The sequence below is a fragment of the Nitrospira moscoviensis genome (assembly GCF_001273775.1).
Taxonomy (GTDB): domain Bacteria; phylum Nitrospirota; class Nitrospiria; order Nitrospirales; family Nitrospiraceae; genus Nitrospira_D; species Nitrospira_D moscoviensis.
The window spans coordinates 4,376,306-4,392,988 of sequence record NZ_CP011801.1 but is presented as its reverse complement, the minus strand read 5'-3'; the positions used below and the strand labels follow the sequence as shown (position 1 = coordinate 4,392,988).

The 16,683-nt window shown below is 65.7% G+C and carries 15 protein-coding genes; 10 read left to right on the top strand and 5 right to left on the bottom strand.

Features of this window, described 5'->3' with window-relative positions; all coding sequences use genetic code 11:
- Window positions 1–3: 3 nt before the first annotated feature.
- The 5 genes from NITMOv2_RS21390 to NITMOv2_RS21370 all read right to left on the bottom strand — a co-directional run bounded on the left by NITMOv2_RS21390 (window position 4) and on the right by NITMOv2_RS21370 (window position 6,690).
- The gene (locus NITMOv2_RS21390; RefSeq protein WP_202967285.1) at window positions 4–792 is read right to left on the bottom strand and encodes an ABC transporter permease; all 789 of its coding nucleotides are present in this window, start codon (window positions 790–792) and stop codon (window positions 4–6) included.
- On the bottom strand, window positions 792–1,994 hold the full coding sequence (locus NITMOv2_RS21385; protein WP_202967284.1) for a glycosyltransferase: 1,203 nt from the start codon (window positions 1,992–1,994) through the stop codon (window positions 792–794). Before NITMOv2_RS21385 ends, NITMOv2_RS21390 begins: the two co-directional genes overlap by 1 nt.
- A gap of 16 nt (window positions 1,995–2,010) precedes the next feature.
- On the bottom strand, window positions 2,011–3,285 hold the full coding sequence (locus tag NITMOv2_RS21380; RefSeq protein ID WP_053381785.1) for an O-antigen ligase family protein: 1,275 nt from the start codon (window positions 3,283–3,285) through the stop codon (window positions 2,011–2,013).
- Complete coding sequence (locus tag NITMOv2_RS21375; protein WP_053381784.1) at window positions 3,269–4,615, bottom strand: undecaprenyl-phosphate glucose phosphotransferase; 1,347 nt, start codon at window positions 4,613–4,615, stop codon at window positions 3,269–3,271. The genes NITMOv2_RS21380 and NITMOv2_RS21375 overlap by 17 nt, the downstream gene beginning before the upstream one ends.
- Before the next feature lie 500 nt (window positions 4,616–5,115).
- Entirely contained in the window at window positions 5,116–6,690 is a 1,575-nt protein-coding gene (locus NITMOv2_RS21370; RefSeq protein ID WP_053381783.1) for a glycoside hydrolase family 32 protein, read from the bottom strand.
- Between the two features lie 124 nt (window positions 6,691–6,814).
- On the opposite strand from NITMOv2_RS21370, the gene NITMOv2_RS21365 reads away from it, so the two are divergent.
- The 10 genes from NITMOv2_RS21365 to NITMOv2_RS21320 all read left to right on the top strand — a co-directional run bounded on the left by NITMOv2_RS21365 (window position 6,815) and on the right by NITMOv2_RS21320 (window position 16,682).
- Window positions 6,815–8,068, top strand: coding sequence for a BaiN/RdsA family NAD(P)/FAD-dependent oxidoreductase (locus NITMOv2_RS21365; RefSeq protein ID WP_053381782.1), 1,254 nt, complete (start codon window positions 6,815–6,817; stop codon window positions 8,066–8,068).
- A gap of 72 nt (window positions 8,069–8,140) precedes the next feature.
- The gene (locus NITMOv2_RS21360; RefSeq protein ID WP_083448290.1) at window positions 8,141–8,818 is read left to right on the top strand and encodes a succinate dehydrogenase cytochrome b subunit; all 678 of its coding nucleotides are present in this window, start codon (window positions 8,141–8,143) and stop codon (window positions 8,816–8,818) included.
- Window positions 8,818–10,728 carry a fumarate reductase/succinate dehydrogenase flavoprotein subunit gene (locus tag NITMOv2_RS21355; protein ID WP_053381781.1) on the top strand — a complete coding sequence of 637 codons (1,911 nt, stop codon included), beginning with the start codon at window positions 8,818–8,820 and terminating at the stop codon, window positions 10,726–10,728. Before NITMOv2_RS21360 ends, NITMOv2_RS21355 begins: the two co-directional genes overlap by 1 nt.
- Window positions 10,729–10,760: 32 nt before the next feature.
- A complete protein-coding gene (locus NITMOv2_RS21350) occupies window positions 10,761–11,549 on the top strand; it encodes a succinate dehydrogenase/fumarate reductase iron-sulfur subunit (protein WP_053381780.1) in 789 nt (262 codons plus the stop codon).
- Window positions 11,550–11,651: 102 nt separating this feature from the next.
- Window positions 11,652–12,185 (top strand): PilZ domain-containing protein, encoded by a 534-nt coding sequence (locus NITMOv2_RS21345; protein WP_053381779.1) that lies wholly within the window; start codon window positions 11,652–11,654, stop codon window positions 12,183–12,185.
- A 142-nt stretch (window positions 12,186–12,327) separates the two neighbouring features.
- Window positions 12,328–12,927, top strand: coding sequence for a LemA family protein (locus NITMOv2_RS21340; RefSeq protein WP_053381778.1), 600 nt, complete (start codon window positions 12,328–12,330; stop codon window positions 12,925–12,927).
- 110 nt (window positions 12,928–13,037) lie between these two features.
- Window positions 13,038–13,832, top strand: a complete 795-nt coding sequence (locus NITMOv2_RS21335) for a TPM domain-containing protein (RefSeq protein ID WP_187299300.1) — start codon at window positions 13,038–13,040, stop codon at window positions 13,830–13,832.
- The gene (locus NITMOv2_RS21330; RefSeq protein ID WP_053381776.1) at window positions 13,832–14,479 is read left to right on the top strand and encodes a TPM domain-containing protein; all 648 of its coding nucleotides are present in this window, start codon (window positions 13,832–13,834) and stop codon (window positions 14,477–14,479) included. Before NITMOv2_RS21335 ends, NITMOv2_RS21330 begins: the two co-directional genes overlap by 1 nt.
- Before the next feature lie 53 nt (window positions 14,480–14,532).
- Complete coding sequence (murJ, locus tag NITMOv2_RS21325) at window positions 14,533–16,149, top strand: murein biosynthesis integral membrane protein MurJ (protein WP_053381775.1); 1,617 nt, start codon at window positions 14,533–14,535, stop codon at window positions 16,147–16,149.
- A 5-nt stretch (window positions 16,150–16,154) separates the two neighbouring features.
- Entirely contained in the window at window positions 16,155–16,682 is a 528-nt protein-coding gene (locus NITMOv2_RS21320) for a methylated-DNA--[protein]-cysteine S-methyltransferase (RefSeq protein ID WP_145976472.1), read from the top strand.
- The last annotated feature ends 1 nt before the right edge of the window (window position 16,683 follow it).

Below are 16,683 nucleotides of genomic sequence, written 5' to 3'. Positions count from 1 at the left end.
TCGCTACATCCAATAGGCGATGCGGTCCCGTTCCCGGCCCAACAGCCACAGCGAGACGGCTCCCAGCACGGCCATCGAGGCGCCGGTCCACCAATAGTGCGCGGCCGCCGGCAGGTGACCCAGCAGCGGTTGCCGGATCAATTCGATCCAGTGGAACAAGGGATTCAACTCCGCCATCCAGGCCGCCGACCGCAGCGCGCCCGGCTGCCACAGGATCGGCGTCACGAAGAACGCGATTTGCAGCCCGCTCGCGATCAGCGGCTGCAGATCGCGGTAGCGCGCGCAGCCGATCGCGAGCACGATGGCGACGAGCACGCAGATGACGAAGACTAGCGCGACCCCGATCAACGCCAGCCATGACACGGCGTGGAAGCCGGTGCCGGCGAAGAGCAGCACGGCCGCCACCACGACGGCGTTGTGCGCCAGGATGAGCGTGTGCCGGATGCTGAGCCGCAAGAGATACGTGGGGTACGGCAGGCGGGTCTGCTTGATGATGTGCTCGAATTGGGTGAAGCCCGCGCAGGCGTCGTTCAACTGCGCCGAAATCCACGTCCAGATCACGTGGCCGATGGCGAAGAAGGGCAGGTACTCCGCGATGTCCATCTCGAAGATCTTCGACCACAACACCCCCAGCACGGCGATGGTGATGGCCGTGCTCAACGTGAGCCACCAGGGGCCCAGGAACGACCGCCGGTACCGCAGCCGGATGTCTTGCAGGCCGGAGTAGGCCCAGGTGTCTTTGAGGCTCATCGCTCCCAACAGCTCATGGGCGCCGCGGGCCAGGGCCTGCATCACTGCGCTCCTTCCGCCAAGCGGCGATAGACCGTGGTATAGGCGGCCGACATCGCATCGGCCGTGAACCGGTCCACATAACGCTGTCGGGCGTTCCGTCCGAAGGCGTCACGTTCCCACCGGTCGGCCAAGAGGCGGTTGACGGCGTCGCTCAACGCCGCAGGATCGCGCGGCGGCACGACCAGGCCGGTTTCTCCATGCCGGTTCACAAACGACGTGCCGGTGCCGATTTCGCAGGAGACCATCGGTTTGCCGTGCATCGCCGCTTCGACCAGCGCCAAGCCGAACCCTTCGGACCGGAGGTGCGAGGGAAAGACGAAGACGTGGCACAGACGGTAGAGCGCCTCCTTATCGGCCTCCGTGACTTCGCCGACGAACACGACGTTGGACAGGCGGAGCCGCCGGGCCTGCCGCTTCAGCGCCCGTTCGCAGGGGCCGGTCCCTGCAATCACGATGCGGCCCCGGATGCTCCGCGCGGCCTCCAACAGATACGGCAGGCCCTTGTAGTACCGCAGCACGCCGACGAACAGCGCGAAGCCCTCGCCCAGGCGATGCCGCCATTGCGCGAGGCGGATGGGCACCACCTGACCCGCGCACCGGTCGTCCACGCCCAAGGGAATCACCTCCGTGCGGTGCGCCAACCGCTGCAGGACGGAGCTCGTCCTCCGGACGTTCTCCGATGTCGCGACGATGAGGTCCGCCCGGCGCAAGAAGCGCTGCATCAGCGGCCAGTAGAGCCACCGCAAGATTCGCTGGCGGGTAATGTCCAAGTGGTACGTCACCAGCATCGGCTTCCGGACGCCGCTCCCGAGGTGGACCAGGTCGCCATAGGGCCAGGGGAAATGAAAATGCAGCACGTCGGCCCACTCAGTGAGGCGGGGGTAGGCGGCGGCCCAGGACAGCGAGAGTCCCGTCGAGGCGACGTGGAGATTCAGCGGAAAGCGATAGGCGCCGATGCCTCGGTAACGCACGCGGGCGATCCCGCGGCCCGGACCCAAGTAGGCCACGCGGCTCACAATCCCATGCGCGCCCGCTCCCACTCCCAGGGTGGCGATCATCTGTTCCACGCCGCCGTAGCCGGCCGGTGCCCAGCTCTTATAAAGGTGGAGCACGCGTAACGACGGGCCGGTGTCCCGGTCCGGCTGCGGCCGCGCGGGCTCGGCGAGCGAGAGGGCGGGTGGCGATGTCAGCCAAGTGGTCACGGGACTCCGTTCCTGTTTAGGCGGCTCTGCTCGCGGCTCGCGCGTCCGGCTCCTGCGCCACCGCGGCGGCGAGCAACAGCCAGAACAGACAGGCCAGGCTGCCGGCGAACATGGCGTCGAATCCGTTGCGCACGGCAAATCCGATAATCATCAACGCAACGGCGACGAGCAGGACCGAGGTGGAGGGATCCTGTCCGAGCCGGCGGGACAACCGCAGGCATTCCGCCGTTCCGGCGGCCAGCACCCAGATCAGGCACGCCAGTGCCGGCAGACCGCTGCCCATCGCGACCATGAGGAAGAAGTTGTGGCTGCCCCCCGCCTTCAGCGTTTCCGGATGGTCGCCGAATCGGGCCATGAAGGTCCGCGTGCCGTACCCCACTCCGAGGAACGGATGGTCGGCGATTTCGTGGAGCATCAGGCCCCAGACGGCCACGCGCGCCTTCAGCGTCCAGGGATCCAACGTATCCTGGTGATAGCCGGAGAACCCCAGCGCGACCAACAGCGTGACGAGCACGACGGCGCCGACAAGGGCCGTCACGAAAAGCCGCGACCGTTTCAGCAACAGGCCGGCGGCCAGTCCCTGCGCCAGCACTGCCAGCCACCCGGCCCTGGTATAGGAGAAGACTTGCGCCAGCAGGGCGATCAGCGCGGAGGAGGCATAGGCATAGCGGGCCCACCGCAGGTGAGTGGTCAAAGCCCCCGCCGCCAACAAGGGCAGCGCCATCACCAGATAGGTGCTGAGCCAGTTATAGTCCGACGAGGGAGCCTGCGCCCGGACCGGCCGGTCCACCCACGTGCCGCCACGCTGCCAAAAATCGGACAGCGCATACAAACTCAACGCCAGCGAGCCGAACGCGAGGGCAGCCAGCAGCCAGCCGTTCATTCTGGCCCGTCCGTGCTCCAGCGCGATGCGCCACACGGCCACCGCCCAGTAGAAGACGAGAATTTTAGCGACCAGTTTGCGCCATTCCGCAAAACTGTATGCCGGATCGATCGCAAAAGGGACGGAGAGGAGCACCCATCCGAGCAGCAGCGCGATCGGCAGATGCAGAGAAGAGGGAAACCACAGCGAGCGTCCTTCCGCGAAGGCCGTGGCGGCGGCGACGGCGAATAGGGTGAAGAAGGCATATTCCTGGACATGGGACCAGGCCGGGAAAAAGCTCATGACGGTGATCGCCAACAGCCCGGCGACCTGCGCGCGCCAAACCGCCGGCGACAGCCGGGCGAGCAGGCTTCCGTCCCGAGCCGCCGGAGCCCCGACGGGGGGCGCCGCCTCAGTAAGCGTTCTCATGCAGGAGCCCTTTCCACAGCGTGTGCCAGAGGATCTTCAAGTCGAACCACAGCGACCAGTGTTGGATGTAATAGAGATCGTGCGCGATCCGGTGGTGCAAACTGGTATTGCCGCGCCAGCCGTTGATCTGCGCCCAACCCGTCATGCCGGCTTTGACCTTCAGGCGCAGCATGTAGGCGGGGTAGGCGAGGCGGAACATTTCGATGTAGGTCGGGCGCTCCGGTCTCGGCCCCACGAGGCTCATCTCGCCCTTCAGCACGTTCCAGAGTTGCGGCAGCTCATCGAGGCTCGTCTTGCGCAGCAGACGGCCGATCCTCGTGACGCGGGGATCCTCCGGCACCGTCCAGACCGGTCCGGTATGGCGCTCCGCCTGCTCGCGCATCGTGCGGAACTTCAGCATGACGAACGGCTGGCCGGCGAGGCTCATGCGCACTTGCCGATACAACACCGGACCGGGCGAGGAGACTTTCACCAGCAGCGCGATGGCGGCCAACAGCGGCGCCGTCACGATCAATCCGGCGACCGCGCCGACGATGTCCACGAGCCGTTTGCCGGCCTGATGCCACCCCTGCACCCGGGCCCCCTGCAGCGTGATCATCGGAAAGCCCTCGAACATGTACGCGTCCATGCCGAGCGTGTCGGTGGCGGCGACGGCCGGGACGAATTTCACGTCCGCCGTGCTGTTCCGGAGCTCGTGCAGCAGCTTCTCGGCCTGCGGCTCCAGATGGGCCGGCAGACAGAGCAGCACCACGTCGATGCCGTCGTCCACCGTCGCGGCCAGATCGGACAGCGCGCCGACGACCGGCACACCGTCATACGCGCGGCCCACTTCCCCGTCGCTTTCCGACAGAAATCCCCGGAGGACGATCCCGTACTGCGGTGTCCGCCGGAGCCGGTGCGCCAGCCGCCGGGCCACGGTCCCCGTGCCGACGATCAAGGCCACCCGTCTGGTCCAGCGCCACTGGCCGGCGTTCTGCAGCAGGCTCCGCACGAGGGCGCGGGACAATCCCAATCCGGCCAGATTGAACAGCCAGAAGGTCGCGAGCAGCGACGTTTGCAGCGGGCGGTCCAGGAACCAGAGGGCCGCCACGACGAGCAGCCCGAGAAAGAAGGTATTGGCCGCCAGCACGTCCCGGATTTCGTGCCGCACGGTCCGCATCGGCGAGAGGCGGTGGAGGTCGAACAGCCAGGCGGAAATCATCCAGAGCAGGCTCATCGGCGCCAAGGGCCAGGCCTCGTTCGATCCGGCGAGGCGCCAGGCTCCCGCCATGAAGGCAAGATCGAGCAAGAGGGCAAGACTGAGGAGCGGCGTGGTGTGGCGCTTCAACATGATAGAGTCGTCCGCGGCCTATGGAGTGGGTGCCGCGATGAGGCCCGCAGGAGCCGCGACAATCGGCGTGGTTCGGTCAGGATCGCCGCGGCGTCAGGATCGCGTGGAACTCATACGGTTGCCCCGCAGCGCTCGGCCGCATTCATGCCGGGCGTTGCAACGGTACGATCGGCTAGGACCGCACTCTAAAGTCGAGGCGCGACGGGAATCACTAGGCAGGTCCCCAGTGATCGGCCGGAAAACCATCGAAATGTGGCGACGAGAAGCCTTTAGCCCGCATTATTCATGACGGTTCGTCGCGAAATCGCGGAGCCGCGTCGCGAGACCGGCGCGCGGAGCCCTGAGGACCCGAGGCGTACTCGTGCAGTACGTCGAGGGCCCGAAGGGCGAGCCCGCCGGCCGAAGGCTCGTCGCAGCAGCGGATCGGCGATTGCAGCAGAAACGCTCGTGAATAATGCGGGTTAGGGGAGCGTCACGAAGGGACTCTCAGAAGGGGACTCTCAACGGAGAACCCGGCGCAGCGTCCAGGCGCGCAGCGAGCGGAGACGCGCGGTGCCGCCGTCGACGTACAGCTGCGCGCCGCGGCTGGCGGGCGAGGCCAGGAGCACGTCCGTGATGACGGCGCGTCCGTCGCCTGCAAACACTTCGACGGAGGACCGGTCGAGCAGCACGGTCAGCGTGACGAGCCCCGCGCCGTCGGCGCGGAGCGGCGCATGGTGACGGGCGGGAAGCGTCTCGCGCAGCAGAGTCGAGCCGGAGATCGAGCGGTCGACGAACAGCGTCCCGCGCACCGCGTCGTACCCCACCCGCGTTTCTTCGCCCGCTCCGCGCCGGATCGCGAGCCCCACTTCACGGGCGGTGCCCGGTTCGAAGGCCAGGGCGATTTCCAGCGCGTCACCGGTCAATCCGTCGAGCAAGGTGCAGGGAGTCCCGATCGGTTGGTCGGCCACTTCGATTGCCGGTGCGCCGTCCCGCAACGCCCGCAACTCGGCCGCGGGACGCTGGGTCAACAGATAGGTCCCGTCGTCCGCTCGGATCAGTCCGACTTCGCGCGGTACCGTCATGGCGCCGCGCCAGGAGCCGGTCGGCAAGGCGCTCGCGTAGGCCCAATTGTTCATCCATGCCAGCCAGAGATGCCGGCCGTCCGCCGGTGTGTTGGCGAACGATTGCGCGGCATAAAAATCCGGGCCGAAGTCCGCCCATTGAGGCGCTTGGGCCAAGGGCGTGAATGTGACACCGTCAAAGGTCCCGACCAGGTAGCGCGACCCGGAGCCGCCGTACCGACCGCCCGGATTGCTGTCGATCTTCAAGACCCAGCGCATGACGCCGGGCTCGTTGGACACCGGAAGCTCGAACAGATCGGGACATTCCAGCACGCCCCCGCGGAGGCTCTCGCTGGGTCCGATGTCGGAGAGATGTGTCCATCCGGTCAGGTTGCTTGAGCCGTAGAGCCTGACGCGGTCGCCGGCGGCCAGCACCATGATCCAGCGCCGCGTGGGCGTGTGATAGAACACTTTCGGATCGCGAAAGTCGATCAGACCCGGATTCGAGAGCACGGGGTTGGCGTGGTTGAGCCGGAACGTCCGGGCTCCGTCGTCGCTCACCGCGACGCTTTGGACCTGCGCGCTGCCGTGGTGCGTAAAGACCGCGATCACGCAGTCTGGGGCCGTCGCGCCGCAAAGGCCGCTCGTGCGGTCCCGGTCGACCACCGCGCTGCCGGAGAACGGCATGCCGAGCACCGGATCGGGCGCCAGCGCCGCCGGGAGATCGGTCCAGTGGACGAGGTCCGTGCTGACGGCGTGGCCCCAATGAATGAACCCCCAGGATGGGAGCGCCGGATTATATTGGTAAAACAGATGGTATTCCCCGTCCACGTGGACGAGGCCGTTCGGATCGTTCATCCAATTCGTCGGCGGAGTGAAGTGATAGGCCGGTCGTGCGTCGAGGGCGGCGATGGAGGCATCCGACGGAGAGGAAGACGATGAGCCGCAGCCGACTCCCAGTGCCAGCGCGGCGAGTGAAAAGACTGCCGGAAACACGCGTACGGTGATGCAGGGGCCCAGCCCACCCACCATAGCGGGGGACCATAGCATCCACCGAGCCCGATGATGTTAAATCGGCGCGCAGGCCAAGTAAAACATTAGCGAAGACCACGTTAAAAATACATGCTAGTGGAGGAGCGGTAGAGGAACGGGTGGCATGGACAAGGATGCGGCGAGCATAGCGGTCATCGGGGCGGGCGCGGCCGGCCTCGCGGCCGCCATCTTTGCGGCGGAGACGCGGCCGACAGGCGGAACGCGGGGACGCATCGTGCTGCTCGATGGCGCGCGGCAGCTCGGCGCCAAGATCCTCGTGTCGGGCGGCGGGCGCTGCAACGTGACCCATGACGCCGTGACGCCGGGCGATTTTTTCGGCAACCGGCACATCATCCGCAACGTGCTCGCCGCGTTCCCCGTCGAGGACACGGTCACATGGTTCGCCTCGTTGGGCGTCGAGCTGAAGCGGGAAGAGACGGGAAAGCTCTTTCCCGTCACCGACCAGGCGCGCACGGTGCTGCACGCGCTCGTCGGCCGCGCCGCACAAGCGGGCGTCGAACTCTGGCAGGACCACCGGGTGCACGACGTGTCGCGTTCGGAGGGCCGCTTTGCCGTGCACCATCGCCGCGGGACGCTGCACGCGGACCGGCTCGTGCTCGCCACCGGCGGCCGGTCGCTGCCCAGAACGGGAAGCGACGGTCTCGGCTATCGGCTGGTCCGCGCGTTGGGCCACCGGGTGACGCCGACCGTGCCCGCCTTGGTGCCGCTGGTGCTCGACTCGGCCATGTTCCAGGCGTCCCTCTCGGGCCTCTCCCATGACGTCGAATTGACGACCGTCGTGCAGGGCCGAGCGGTGGATCGGCGCCGGGGGAGTCTGCTCTGGACGCATTTCGGGATCAGCGGTCCGGTGGTCATGGATGCCAGCCGCTTCTGGACCCTCGCGAGAGAGCGAGGTGAGCCGGTGGATCTCTACGGCAGCTTTCTGCCGGGACGCACGGGCGAGCAAGTCCGCTCATGGCTGACGGCGGAGGCGGCCGCGCATCCCCGGCGCTCGCTGGCGCGGACGCTCGCGACGCTGCTGCCGGAGCGCTTCGCCGACGCGCTCTGTACGCACCTTGCCTGTGATCCGCAGCGGCCCATGGCCCAAGTCCCGCGCCAAGACCGGGACCGGGTGCGCGAGGCCCTCACGAAATTCCGGTTTCCCGTGGAGCGGGATCGCGGCTGGAATTATGCCGAGGTGACGGCCGGCGGGGTGCCGCTGGAAGAAATCGACTATCGGACGATGGCCTCCAAGCTCGTTCCCGGATTGTATCTGGCCGGCGAAATCCTCGATTGCGACGGCCGCATCGGCGGCTTCAATTTTCAATGGGCCTGGGCCACGGGCTCTCTCGCGGGACGCGCGGCGGGACGCCTCTAAGCGCATCAGGCAAGAAGTGTCCGCCGCGCGATACAGACGCGTCGGGATGCGGTACAATTCAAAAGGACGGAGATGATTCGCCTCTATCATCAACTGCACGCCTCCATCGGCAGTAAACTTATCGTCGCGCTGACCGGCCTCGCCCTCGCCGGGTTCGTCGTCTTTCACATGATCGGCAATCTGCAGATCTTCGAGGGGCGGGAAGCGCTGAACGCGTATGCGGCGTTTCTCCGCGACATGCCGATCCTTCTCTGGACCGCGCGGGCCGGTCTGTTGGGATTGGCCGGGATCCATATCTGGACCGCGATCAAGCTGGCGATCCGCAACCGACAAGCGCGGCCGCTGAACTATACCGCGCACGTCTACCGCCAGGCGTCGTTCGCCTCGCGCACCATGGCGGTCAGCGGCACGCTCCTGTTGCTGTTCATCATCTTTCACCTGCTGCACCTCACCTTCGGCGTGGTGGATCGGTCCTTCACCGAAGGGCTGGACCTCCGCGGGCAACGCGATGTGTACGGTAAGATGATCCATGCCTTCGGCAATCCCTGGTTGGCGGTGGTGTATCTGGCGGGGCAGGCGGTGCTGGGATTGCATGTGAGCCACGGCGTCACCAGCAGCTTCCAGACGTTGGGCCTGGAACACCCGGCGCTGAACCGGATGTTCAAAGCGGCGGGGCCCGCGGTCGCCCTGCTGGTGGTGCTCGGCAACGTCGTCATCGTCCTGGCCGTCCTCTTGGGAGTCGTGCGCTGATGAAACTCGATTCAAAAGTCCCGGCGGGGCCGCTCGAAACCAAATGGGACCGGCACCGGTTCGGCGAAAAGCTGGTGAGCCCCACCAACAAGCGCCGGATCTCGATCATCGTCGTCGGAACCGGCTTGGCCGGCGCCAGCGCCGCGTCCACATTGGGCCAACTCGGGTACCACGTGGACTGTTTTTGCGTGCAGGACAGCCCGCGCCGCGCCCACAGCATCGCGGCGCAAGGCGGCATCAACGCCGCGAAGAATTACCAGGACGACGGCGACAGCGTCGCGCGGCTGTTTTACGACACGATCAAAGGCGGCGATTTCCGGTCTCGGGAAGCGAACGTCTACCGGTTGGCGCAGGTCAGCACGCAGATCATCGATCAATGCGTCGCGCAGGGCGTCCCGTTCGCGCGCGAATACGGAGGCCAGCTCGCCAATCGCTCGTTCGGCGGCGTGCAGGTGTCGAGGACGTTCTATTGCCGGGGCCAAACCGGCCAGCAGCTGCTCCTCGGCGCCTACTCGGCGCTCTGCTGGCAGATCGAGCGCGGCCAGGTCCGCATGCACCCCCGCACGGAGATGCTCGACCTCATCGTGATCGACGGCCACGCGCGCGGCATCGTGACACGCGATTTGATTACCGGCCGGTTGGAGGTGCACACGGCCCACGCCGTCGTGCTCGCCACCGGCGGCTACAGCAACGTGTTTTATCTCTCGACGAACGCCGCCAGCAGCAACGTCACCGCGACCTACCGGGCCTGGAAACAAGGCGCGGCTTTCGCTAATCCCTGCTTCACGCAGATCCATCCCACCGCGATTCCGCCGACGGAGGACCACCAGGCAAAGCTCACGCTGATGTCGGAATCGCTCCGGAACGACGGCCGGATCTGGGTGCCGAAGATGCCGTCCGACCGCCGCGCGCCGGACCAGATCCCTCCCGAGGAGCGGGATTATTTTTTGGAGCGCCGGTATCCGCGCTTCGGCAATCTCGTGCCCCGCGATGTGGCCTCCCGGGCGGTCAAGGCCATCTGCGACGACAAGCGCGGCGTGGGGCCGGGCGGGCACGGCGTGTATTTGGATTTCAGCGATGCGATCGAACGATTGGGCCTCGACGTCGTGCGCGAACGGTACGGCAATCTCTTCGAGATGTACCAGCGGATCACCGGGGAGGATGCCACGCGTGTGCCGATGCGGATCTATCCGGCCCCGCACTATACGATGGGAGGGCTGTGGGTCGATTATAATTTGATGAGCACGGTGCCGGGCCTGTTCGTCATCGGGGAGGCGAACTTCGCGGATCACGGCGCCAACCGTCTGGGCGCCAGCTCGCTGATGCAGGGTCTCGGCGACGGCTACTTCATCCTGCCCTACACCATCGGCCATTACCTCGCGACGACCGTGCAGAAGCCGGTGCCCTCCCACCATCCGGAAGTGGACCGGGCGCTCCAACGGGTGCGGGCCCGCATCGGGAAGCTGCTGCAGGGGCAGAAGCGGCGCACGGCCGCTTCCTTTCATCGGGAATTGGGACGTCTGCTCTGGGACCATTGCGGTATGACCCGGAACCGCGAGGGCTTGACCCTCGCGCTGAAGTCTATCCCGCCGCTGCGCGACAAATTCTGGCGCGACGTGGCCGTGCCGGGGTCGGGAGAAGCCTTCAACCAGGAGCTCGAATACGCGGGCCGCGTCGCAGACTATCTGGAATTCGCCGAGCTGATGTGTCTCGACGCGCTGGAGCGGGAAGAATCCTGCGGCGCGCACTTTCGCGAGGAGCACCAAACGCAGGAGGGGGAACCGAAGCGTGACGATGACCGCTGCGCGCATGTCGCGGCGTGGGAGTATGTCGAGCAGGGGCCGCCGGTGCTGCACAAGGAACCGCTGAAGTTCGAGTTCGTCACACCGTCGACGAGGAGTTACCAGTAACGAAGGCGTGAGGAAGGGGTGGGGAGCGGAGAGTGACGTTGACACTGAAAATCTGGCGGCAGCGGGATACCCGCGATCCGGGACGATTCGTCGACTATCCCATCGATGGGATCAGCCCCGACATGTCGTTTCTGGAGATGCTGGACATCCTGAATCAACGTCTGGTGCTGAAGGGCGAAGACCCGGTGGCGTTCGAGTACGACTGCCGCGAAGGGATCTGCGGGACCTGTTCGCTGATGATCGACGGCCTGCCGCACGGGCCCGAGCGCGGCATCGCCACCTGCCAGTTGTACATGCGGCGGTTTGCCGACGGCGCCACCATCACGATCGAGCCCTGGCGCGCGCGGGCCTTTCCGATCGTGAAAGACCTCGTGACGGACCGGAGCGCGCTCGACCGCATCATCCAGGCGGGCGGCTACATTTCCGTCAATACGGGCGGCGCGGTCGACGGCAACGTGATGTTGATCCCCAAAGAACGGCAGGAGACCGCCATGGACGCCGCCTCCTGCATCTCGTGCGGGGCCTGTGTGGCCGCCTGCAAGAACGCCTCCGCCACGCTGTTCGTCGCGGCGAAGGTCTCCCACCTCGCCTCGCTGCCCCAAGGAGAACCGGAACGGGTCCGCCGGGTGACCGCCATGATGGAGGCGATGGACCGGGAAGGTTTCGGCTCCTGCAGCAATCAAAACGAATGCGAAGCGGTGTGCCCGAAACACATCAGCGTCCGCTTCATCGCCCAGTTGAACCGCGAATATCTCCGCGCGGCCGTCATTCAATCCGGCTCACGGGCTTCCAGCGAACATCCGCACGACGAATCGGCCTAGCTCGTTCGTCTCCAGTCCTCGCTGCATGAGATGGCAATCGGCTTGACTCTAAGGGAAAGGCCTTTATAGTGCGGTGGTAAGCCTTCGACCAGCAGGAGCCCGATGGGCCGCCACCTCACCTGCCCGCAGTGTCAACAGATCGGCGTGCTGCGATCCCGGCCGCAGTCGCCGCGCGAGCATGCCGCCGCCCTCGTCTTCATCGCGCCGTTCCATTGTCAGCATTGCAGCCATCGGTTTCTGGCCTGCCGGCTGGGCTTGAACCATCCGCAACATCCGATGGACCGCCGCGAGCATCTCCGCATTCCGGTGCGACTGTTCCTGTCGTTCTCCGGCGGGAAGGTCCGCGGGGAGGGCACGGTCATGGATCTCTCGATGGGCGGCTGCATCATCAAGAGCCAGACGCAGGTCCACGTGGACGATATTTTCTACCTGGAGATCGCGATCGCCGATCAGGAGCCGCCCATCGAAGTGGCGGCGATGGTGCGGTCCGTGAGCGCCCGCGGCATCGCCTTCAAGTTTCTCCGGAAAGCCCAGGAGAACAAGCGCCTGCTGGCCTTCATCCAGTCCAACTCCGGCTCCACCTCGTCCGTCCTCACCAAAGCCGTCGAAACGGCCGCCTCCGGCTCGTCACATTAGCCCTAGCCATCAGCGGCGTTTCGACAAGCTCAGCACGAACGGGCGGAGCAAGTCCGTTCATCAGGCGGTCGTGTCTTCATCGATAGGGCCGTGATAGCATGGTGACCGGCGGGATCGCCCGCTCAGCGAGAGGAGTGAGACCATGACTCGAAACGTTCGGTTGTCTGCCGCCATGGTGCTGATCGCCAGCCTCTCCGTCGCGGCCGGGTGCGGCTACAACGACTTGCAGGGGTTGGACGAAGATACGAAAGCGGCCTGGAGCGAAGTCGTCAACCAATACCAGCGCCGGGCGGATCTGATTCCCAATCTCGTGGCGACCGTCAAAGGGTACGCCGCACACGAGCAGGAGACCTTGGAGAATGTCGTACAAGCACGGGCCCAGGCGACCGGCATCCAGGTCACGCCCGAGACGTTGCAAGACCCGGCCAAGTTCGAGCAATTTCAGAAAGCCCAAGCCGGCTTGTCGTCGGCCCTCGGCCGGCTGATCGCGGTGGCGGAGAACTATCCCAACTTGAAAGCCGATCAGAATTTCCGCGATCTGCAGAGCCAGCTCGAAGGCACGGAAAACCGGATCGCCGTCGCCCGCAAGCGCTACATCGACCGGGTGGCGGAATACAATAAGATGGTGCGCTTTTTCCCCACCAATCTCACCGCCAAATTCATCCTGCACATGGAAGAGAAGCCGAACTTCACCGTGGCGGACGAAAAGGCCGTGGCGAAGCCGCCGGAAGTGAAGTTCTAGGCTGGGTTGAGGCTTAGGTTGAGTCTGTGGAACGAAGAAAACGAGCGCCCTCTATGTCTGGTCTCGCTTTCTTCTTGCTGACCTTAGCCTTAACCTCAACCTCAGCCTCTTTGGTTTCTGCCCTCGACGTTCCGCCGCTCACCGGGCGCATCGTCGATCTCGCGCAGGTCCTGCCCGGCGACCTGGCGGCCAAACTGACACAAGAGCTGGAAGCGCACGAGGCGAAGACCGGTAATCAAGTCGCCGTACTGGTACTCCCGTCGCTTGAGGGAGAACCGCTGGAGCCTTTTTCTCACCGGGTCGCCACGACCTGGGCCCTCGGGAAGAAGGGCACGGACAACGGCGTGCTGCTCCTCGTCGCGCTCCGTGAACGCAAGGTCCGGATCGAAGTGGGCTATGGGCTTGAAGGCACCCTGACCGATTTGCGGTCCGCCCGGATTATCCGCAACGAGATCGTCCCGCGATTCCGCGCCGGCGATCTGCCCGGCGGCATCGCCGCCGGGGTCCGGGCGATTCTGGGGACCATTGAAGGGGCGGCGCCCGAGGGGTCGGCCTCCACGCGTCCAGCCACGGACGAGACGCCGGCGGTTCAATATCTCTTGATCGGCATCGTGGTCGGTACCTTGGCGGGGTTGATCCTGAGCCAAGGCCTGCAGCGCACACGCGCGCTGTTGGGCAGTGTGCTGGCGTTTCTTATCGCACAGTTCGGCAGTATCCTCTTAGGCGTCGTGGCCGCCGCCGCGACGGCGTTTCTGCTCCTGCTGATGCTGCACGCAGGACGGGGTGGCCGCGGCCGCCATATCGGATGGACCCCGGACGTGGGCTGGTCCGGCGGCGGCTGGTCCGGCGGATTCAGCGGGGGCGGAGGCGATTTCGGGGGAGGCGGAGCCTCGGGAGACTGGTGATGTTGACGTTCACGGATCACGAGCGGGCGCGGATTCACGAGGCCGTGCGGCGGGCGGAGCAGCGGACGACGGGCGAAATCGTCCCGATGATCGTGCCGTCGTCCGCGCGCTATCGCGAGGCCGGCTATCGGATGGGGCTGATCCTCGGCTGGCTCACCCTGGCGCTGTTGCTCACCATCGAAATGTATTGGCTGCCCTGGGGCTGGCATGCCGGTAACGCCGGATGGCTGCTCTTGGGCGTGATTGCCGCCTATGGGCTCGGTGAATGGCTGGGGCGGTTCCCGGTGGTGATCCGTCTCGTCACGTCTCGCGAGCGGATGGCTTATAAGGTGCAGTTGCGCGCGCAGCAGGCCTTCTATCAGCACGGCTTACAACACACGAAGGGGCGGACCGGCATTCTGATCCTCGTCTCGCTGCTCGAGCATCGCGTGCAGGTGTTGGCGGACAAGGGCATCAACGACTGCGTGCCGGCCGGCACGTGGGACGAAGTGGTCCACGGCATCATCGAGGGCATCAAGCAGGGCCGGCCGACCGACGCGATCTGCGACGCCATCGCGCGCTGCGGCGAGTTGCTTGCGAGCCGGTGTCCGGCGGAATCAGATGACAACCCCAACGAATTGCCGGACCGGCTCATTCAAGAGCCATAGCGATTCATCCATTCGATAGACTGCCGCGGACGCTTCCGTTAGAATTCCGGCCCATGCCCGATCCGACCACCGTTTCGGCCGCCGCCGCGGCCACACAGGACTCTCACGATTCCGTGCTCAAGGCCGCCGGAGTGGTCGGGGTCGCGACCTTCTCCAGCCGCATCCTGGGGTTTATCCGCGACATGGTGTTGGCGCGCCTCTTCGGCGCCACCCCCGCGGCCGATGCCTTTTTCGTCGCCTTTCGCATTCCCAGTCTGCTGCGCGAGCTGTTCGCCGAGGGCTCGATGTCCTCCGCCTTTATTCCGGTGTTCACCGAGTACCGGACGCTCCGGGGCAAGCAGGAGGCATGGGAGTTGGCGAGCGCCGTCTTCACCACCTTGTTGACGGTCGTCACCTTCGTCACGCTGGCCGGCATCCTGACGGCGCCGTGGCTGGTGCAGGCGCTCGCGCCGGGGTTTCAGGCGGATCCCGAGAAGCTGGCGTTGACGACGTTGCTGGCCCGCGTGATGTTTCCCTATCTCCTGTTCATCAGCCTCGCGGCGCTCGCGATGGGCGTCCTCAACAGCGTGCGGGCCTTCGCCGTGCCGGCCTTCTCGCCGTTGTTCTTGAACGTGTTCATTATCGGCTGCGCCCTCTATCTCTCGCCGTCTCTGCCGGAGCCGATCATCGGGGTGGCGATCGGCGTGGTGGCGGGAGGCGCGGCGCAGTTTGCGATGCAGCTTCCCAGCCTCAAGCTGCGCGGACTGTTGTTCGGCCTGCGGTTCGAGCCGGCGCATCCGGGCTTGCGGCGCATCGGCCTGCTGATGGTGCCGTCGCTGCTCGGCTTGTCCGTGACGCAGATCAACATCACGGTCAGCACGATCCTCGGTTCGTTCTTCGCCGGCGGCCCGACCTATCTGTTCTATGGGATGCGGCTGATTCAATTTCCCTTGGGGATTTTCGGCGTGGCGCTGGCGACGGCGATCCTGCCGACCCTCTCGGCTCAGGCGGCCCGCGGCGCGCTCGAAGAGCTGCGCACCACGCTCGGCTTCGGGCTGCGCATGATCCTGTTCATCATTCTGCCGGCCATGATCGGGCTGATCCTCCTGCGCACCCCGATCGTCCATCTCTTTTTCGAGCACGGGACTTTTACTTCGCAGGATACGGCCGAGACGGCGTTGGCGGTGCTCTGTTACTCCGTCGGCTTGTGGGCTTTCGGCGGCGTGCGGATCATCGTATCGGCCTTCTATTCGCTGCAAGATACGAAGACTCCGGCGCTGTCGGCCGCGATCGCGGTTGTCGCGAACATCGTCTTCTCACTCGTGTTGATGCGCCCCTTGGGGCCCGCCGGGCTCGCGCTCGCCACGGCCCTGGCCGCCATGGTGAACGGCGGCATTCTCGTCGCCGTGTTGAACCGCCGGTTGGGCGGCGTCGACTGGCCCTCGATCGGACGGTCGTCGGCGCGCGTGCTGGCGGCGTGCCTCCCCATGGCGGCCGCCTGCTGGTGGGTGGCGGAGGCGCAGGTGTGGAGCCATCCGGCCGATTGGATCGCCAAGTCGGTCATGTTGTTCGTGGGGATCGGACTGAGCGTCACCGGTTATTTAGGGGTTCATGCGTTGTTACGCTCGGAAGAGCTCGATGTCCTCTGGAGCATGGCGCAACGGAAAATCAGGACTAAGTCGAGAGGGTGAACACTATGGCTATGACAAACGGAAAGGCGCAGCGGTCGGCGGTGATCTTTTCGACTCCATGGGGCTGGATGGGCGTGTCGGAAACAGAGAAAGGGCTCGACAGGATCGTATTGCCCAAGCGATCGAAGCAAGCCGTGTCGGCCGAGCTGCACGTAGACTTGGCGGAGGCGACCGGGTCCGATCGATTGGAGACGGCCAAGCGCCAAGTCCTCGACTATCTCAAGGGCCGGCGCGATCGGTTCGATCTGCCGCTCGACTTGTCGGGCGGCACGGGTTTTCAGCGGCAGGTCTGGCGAACGTTGCAGCGGGTCCCCTACGGCAAGCTGCGGTCCTATCAATGGGTGGCGGCGCGGGTCGGCGGACCGCGCTACGCCCGCGCCGTCGGCAACGCGGTCGGCGCCAATCCCTTGCCGATCGTCATTCCATGCCATCGGATCGTTGCGCAGGACGCCTCGTTGGGCGGATTTTCCGGTGGGCTGCCGACCAAACGGAAGTTGCTGACCCTGGAAGGCACCCTGCGGTATCTGAAATAAC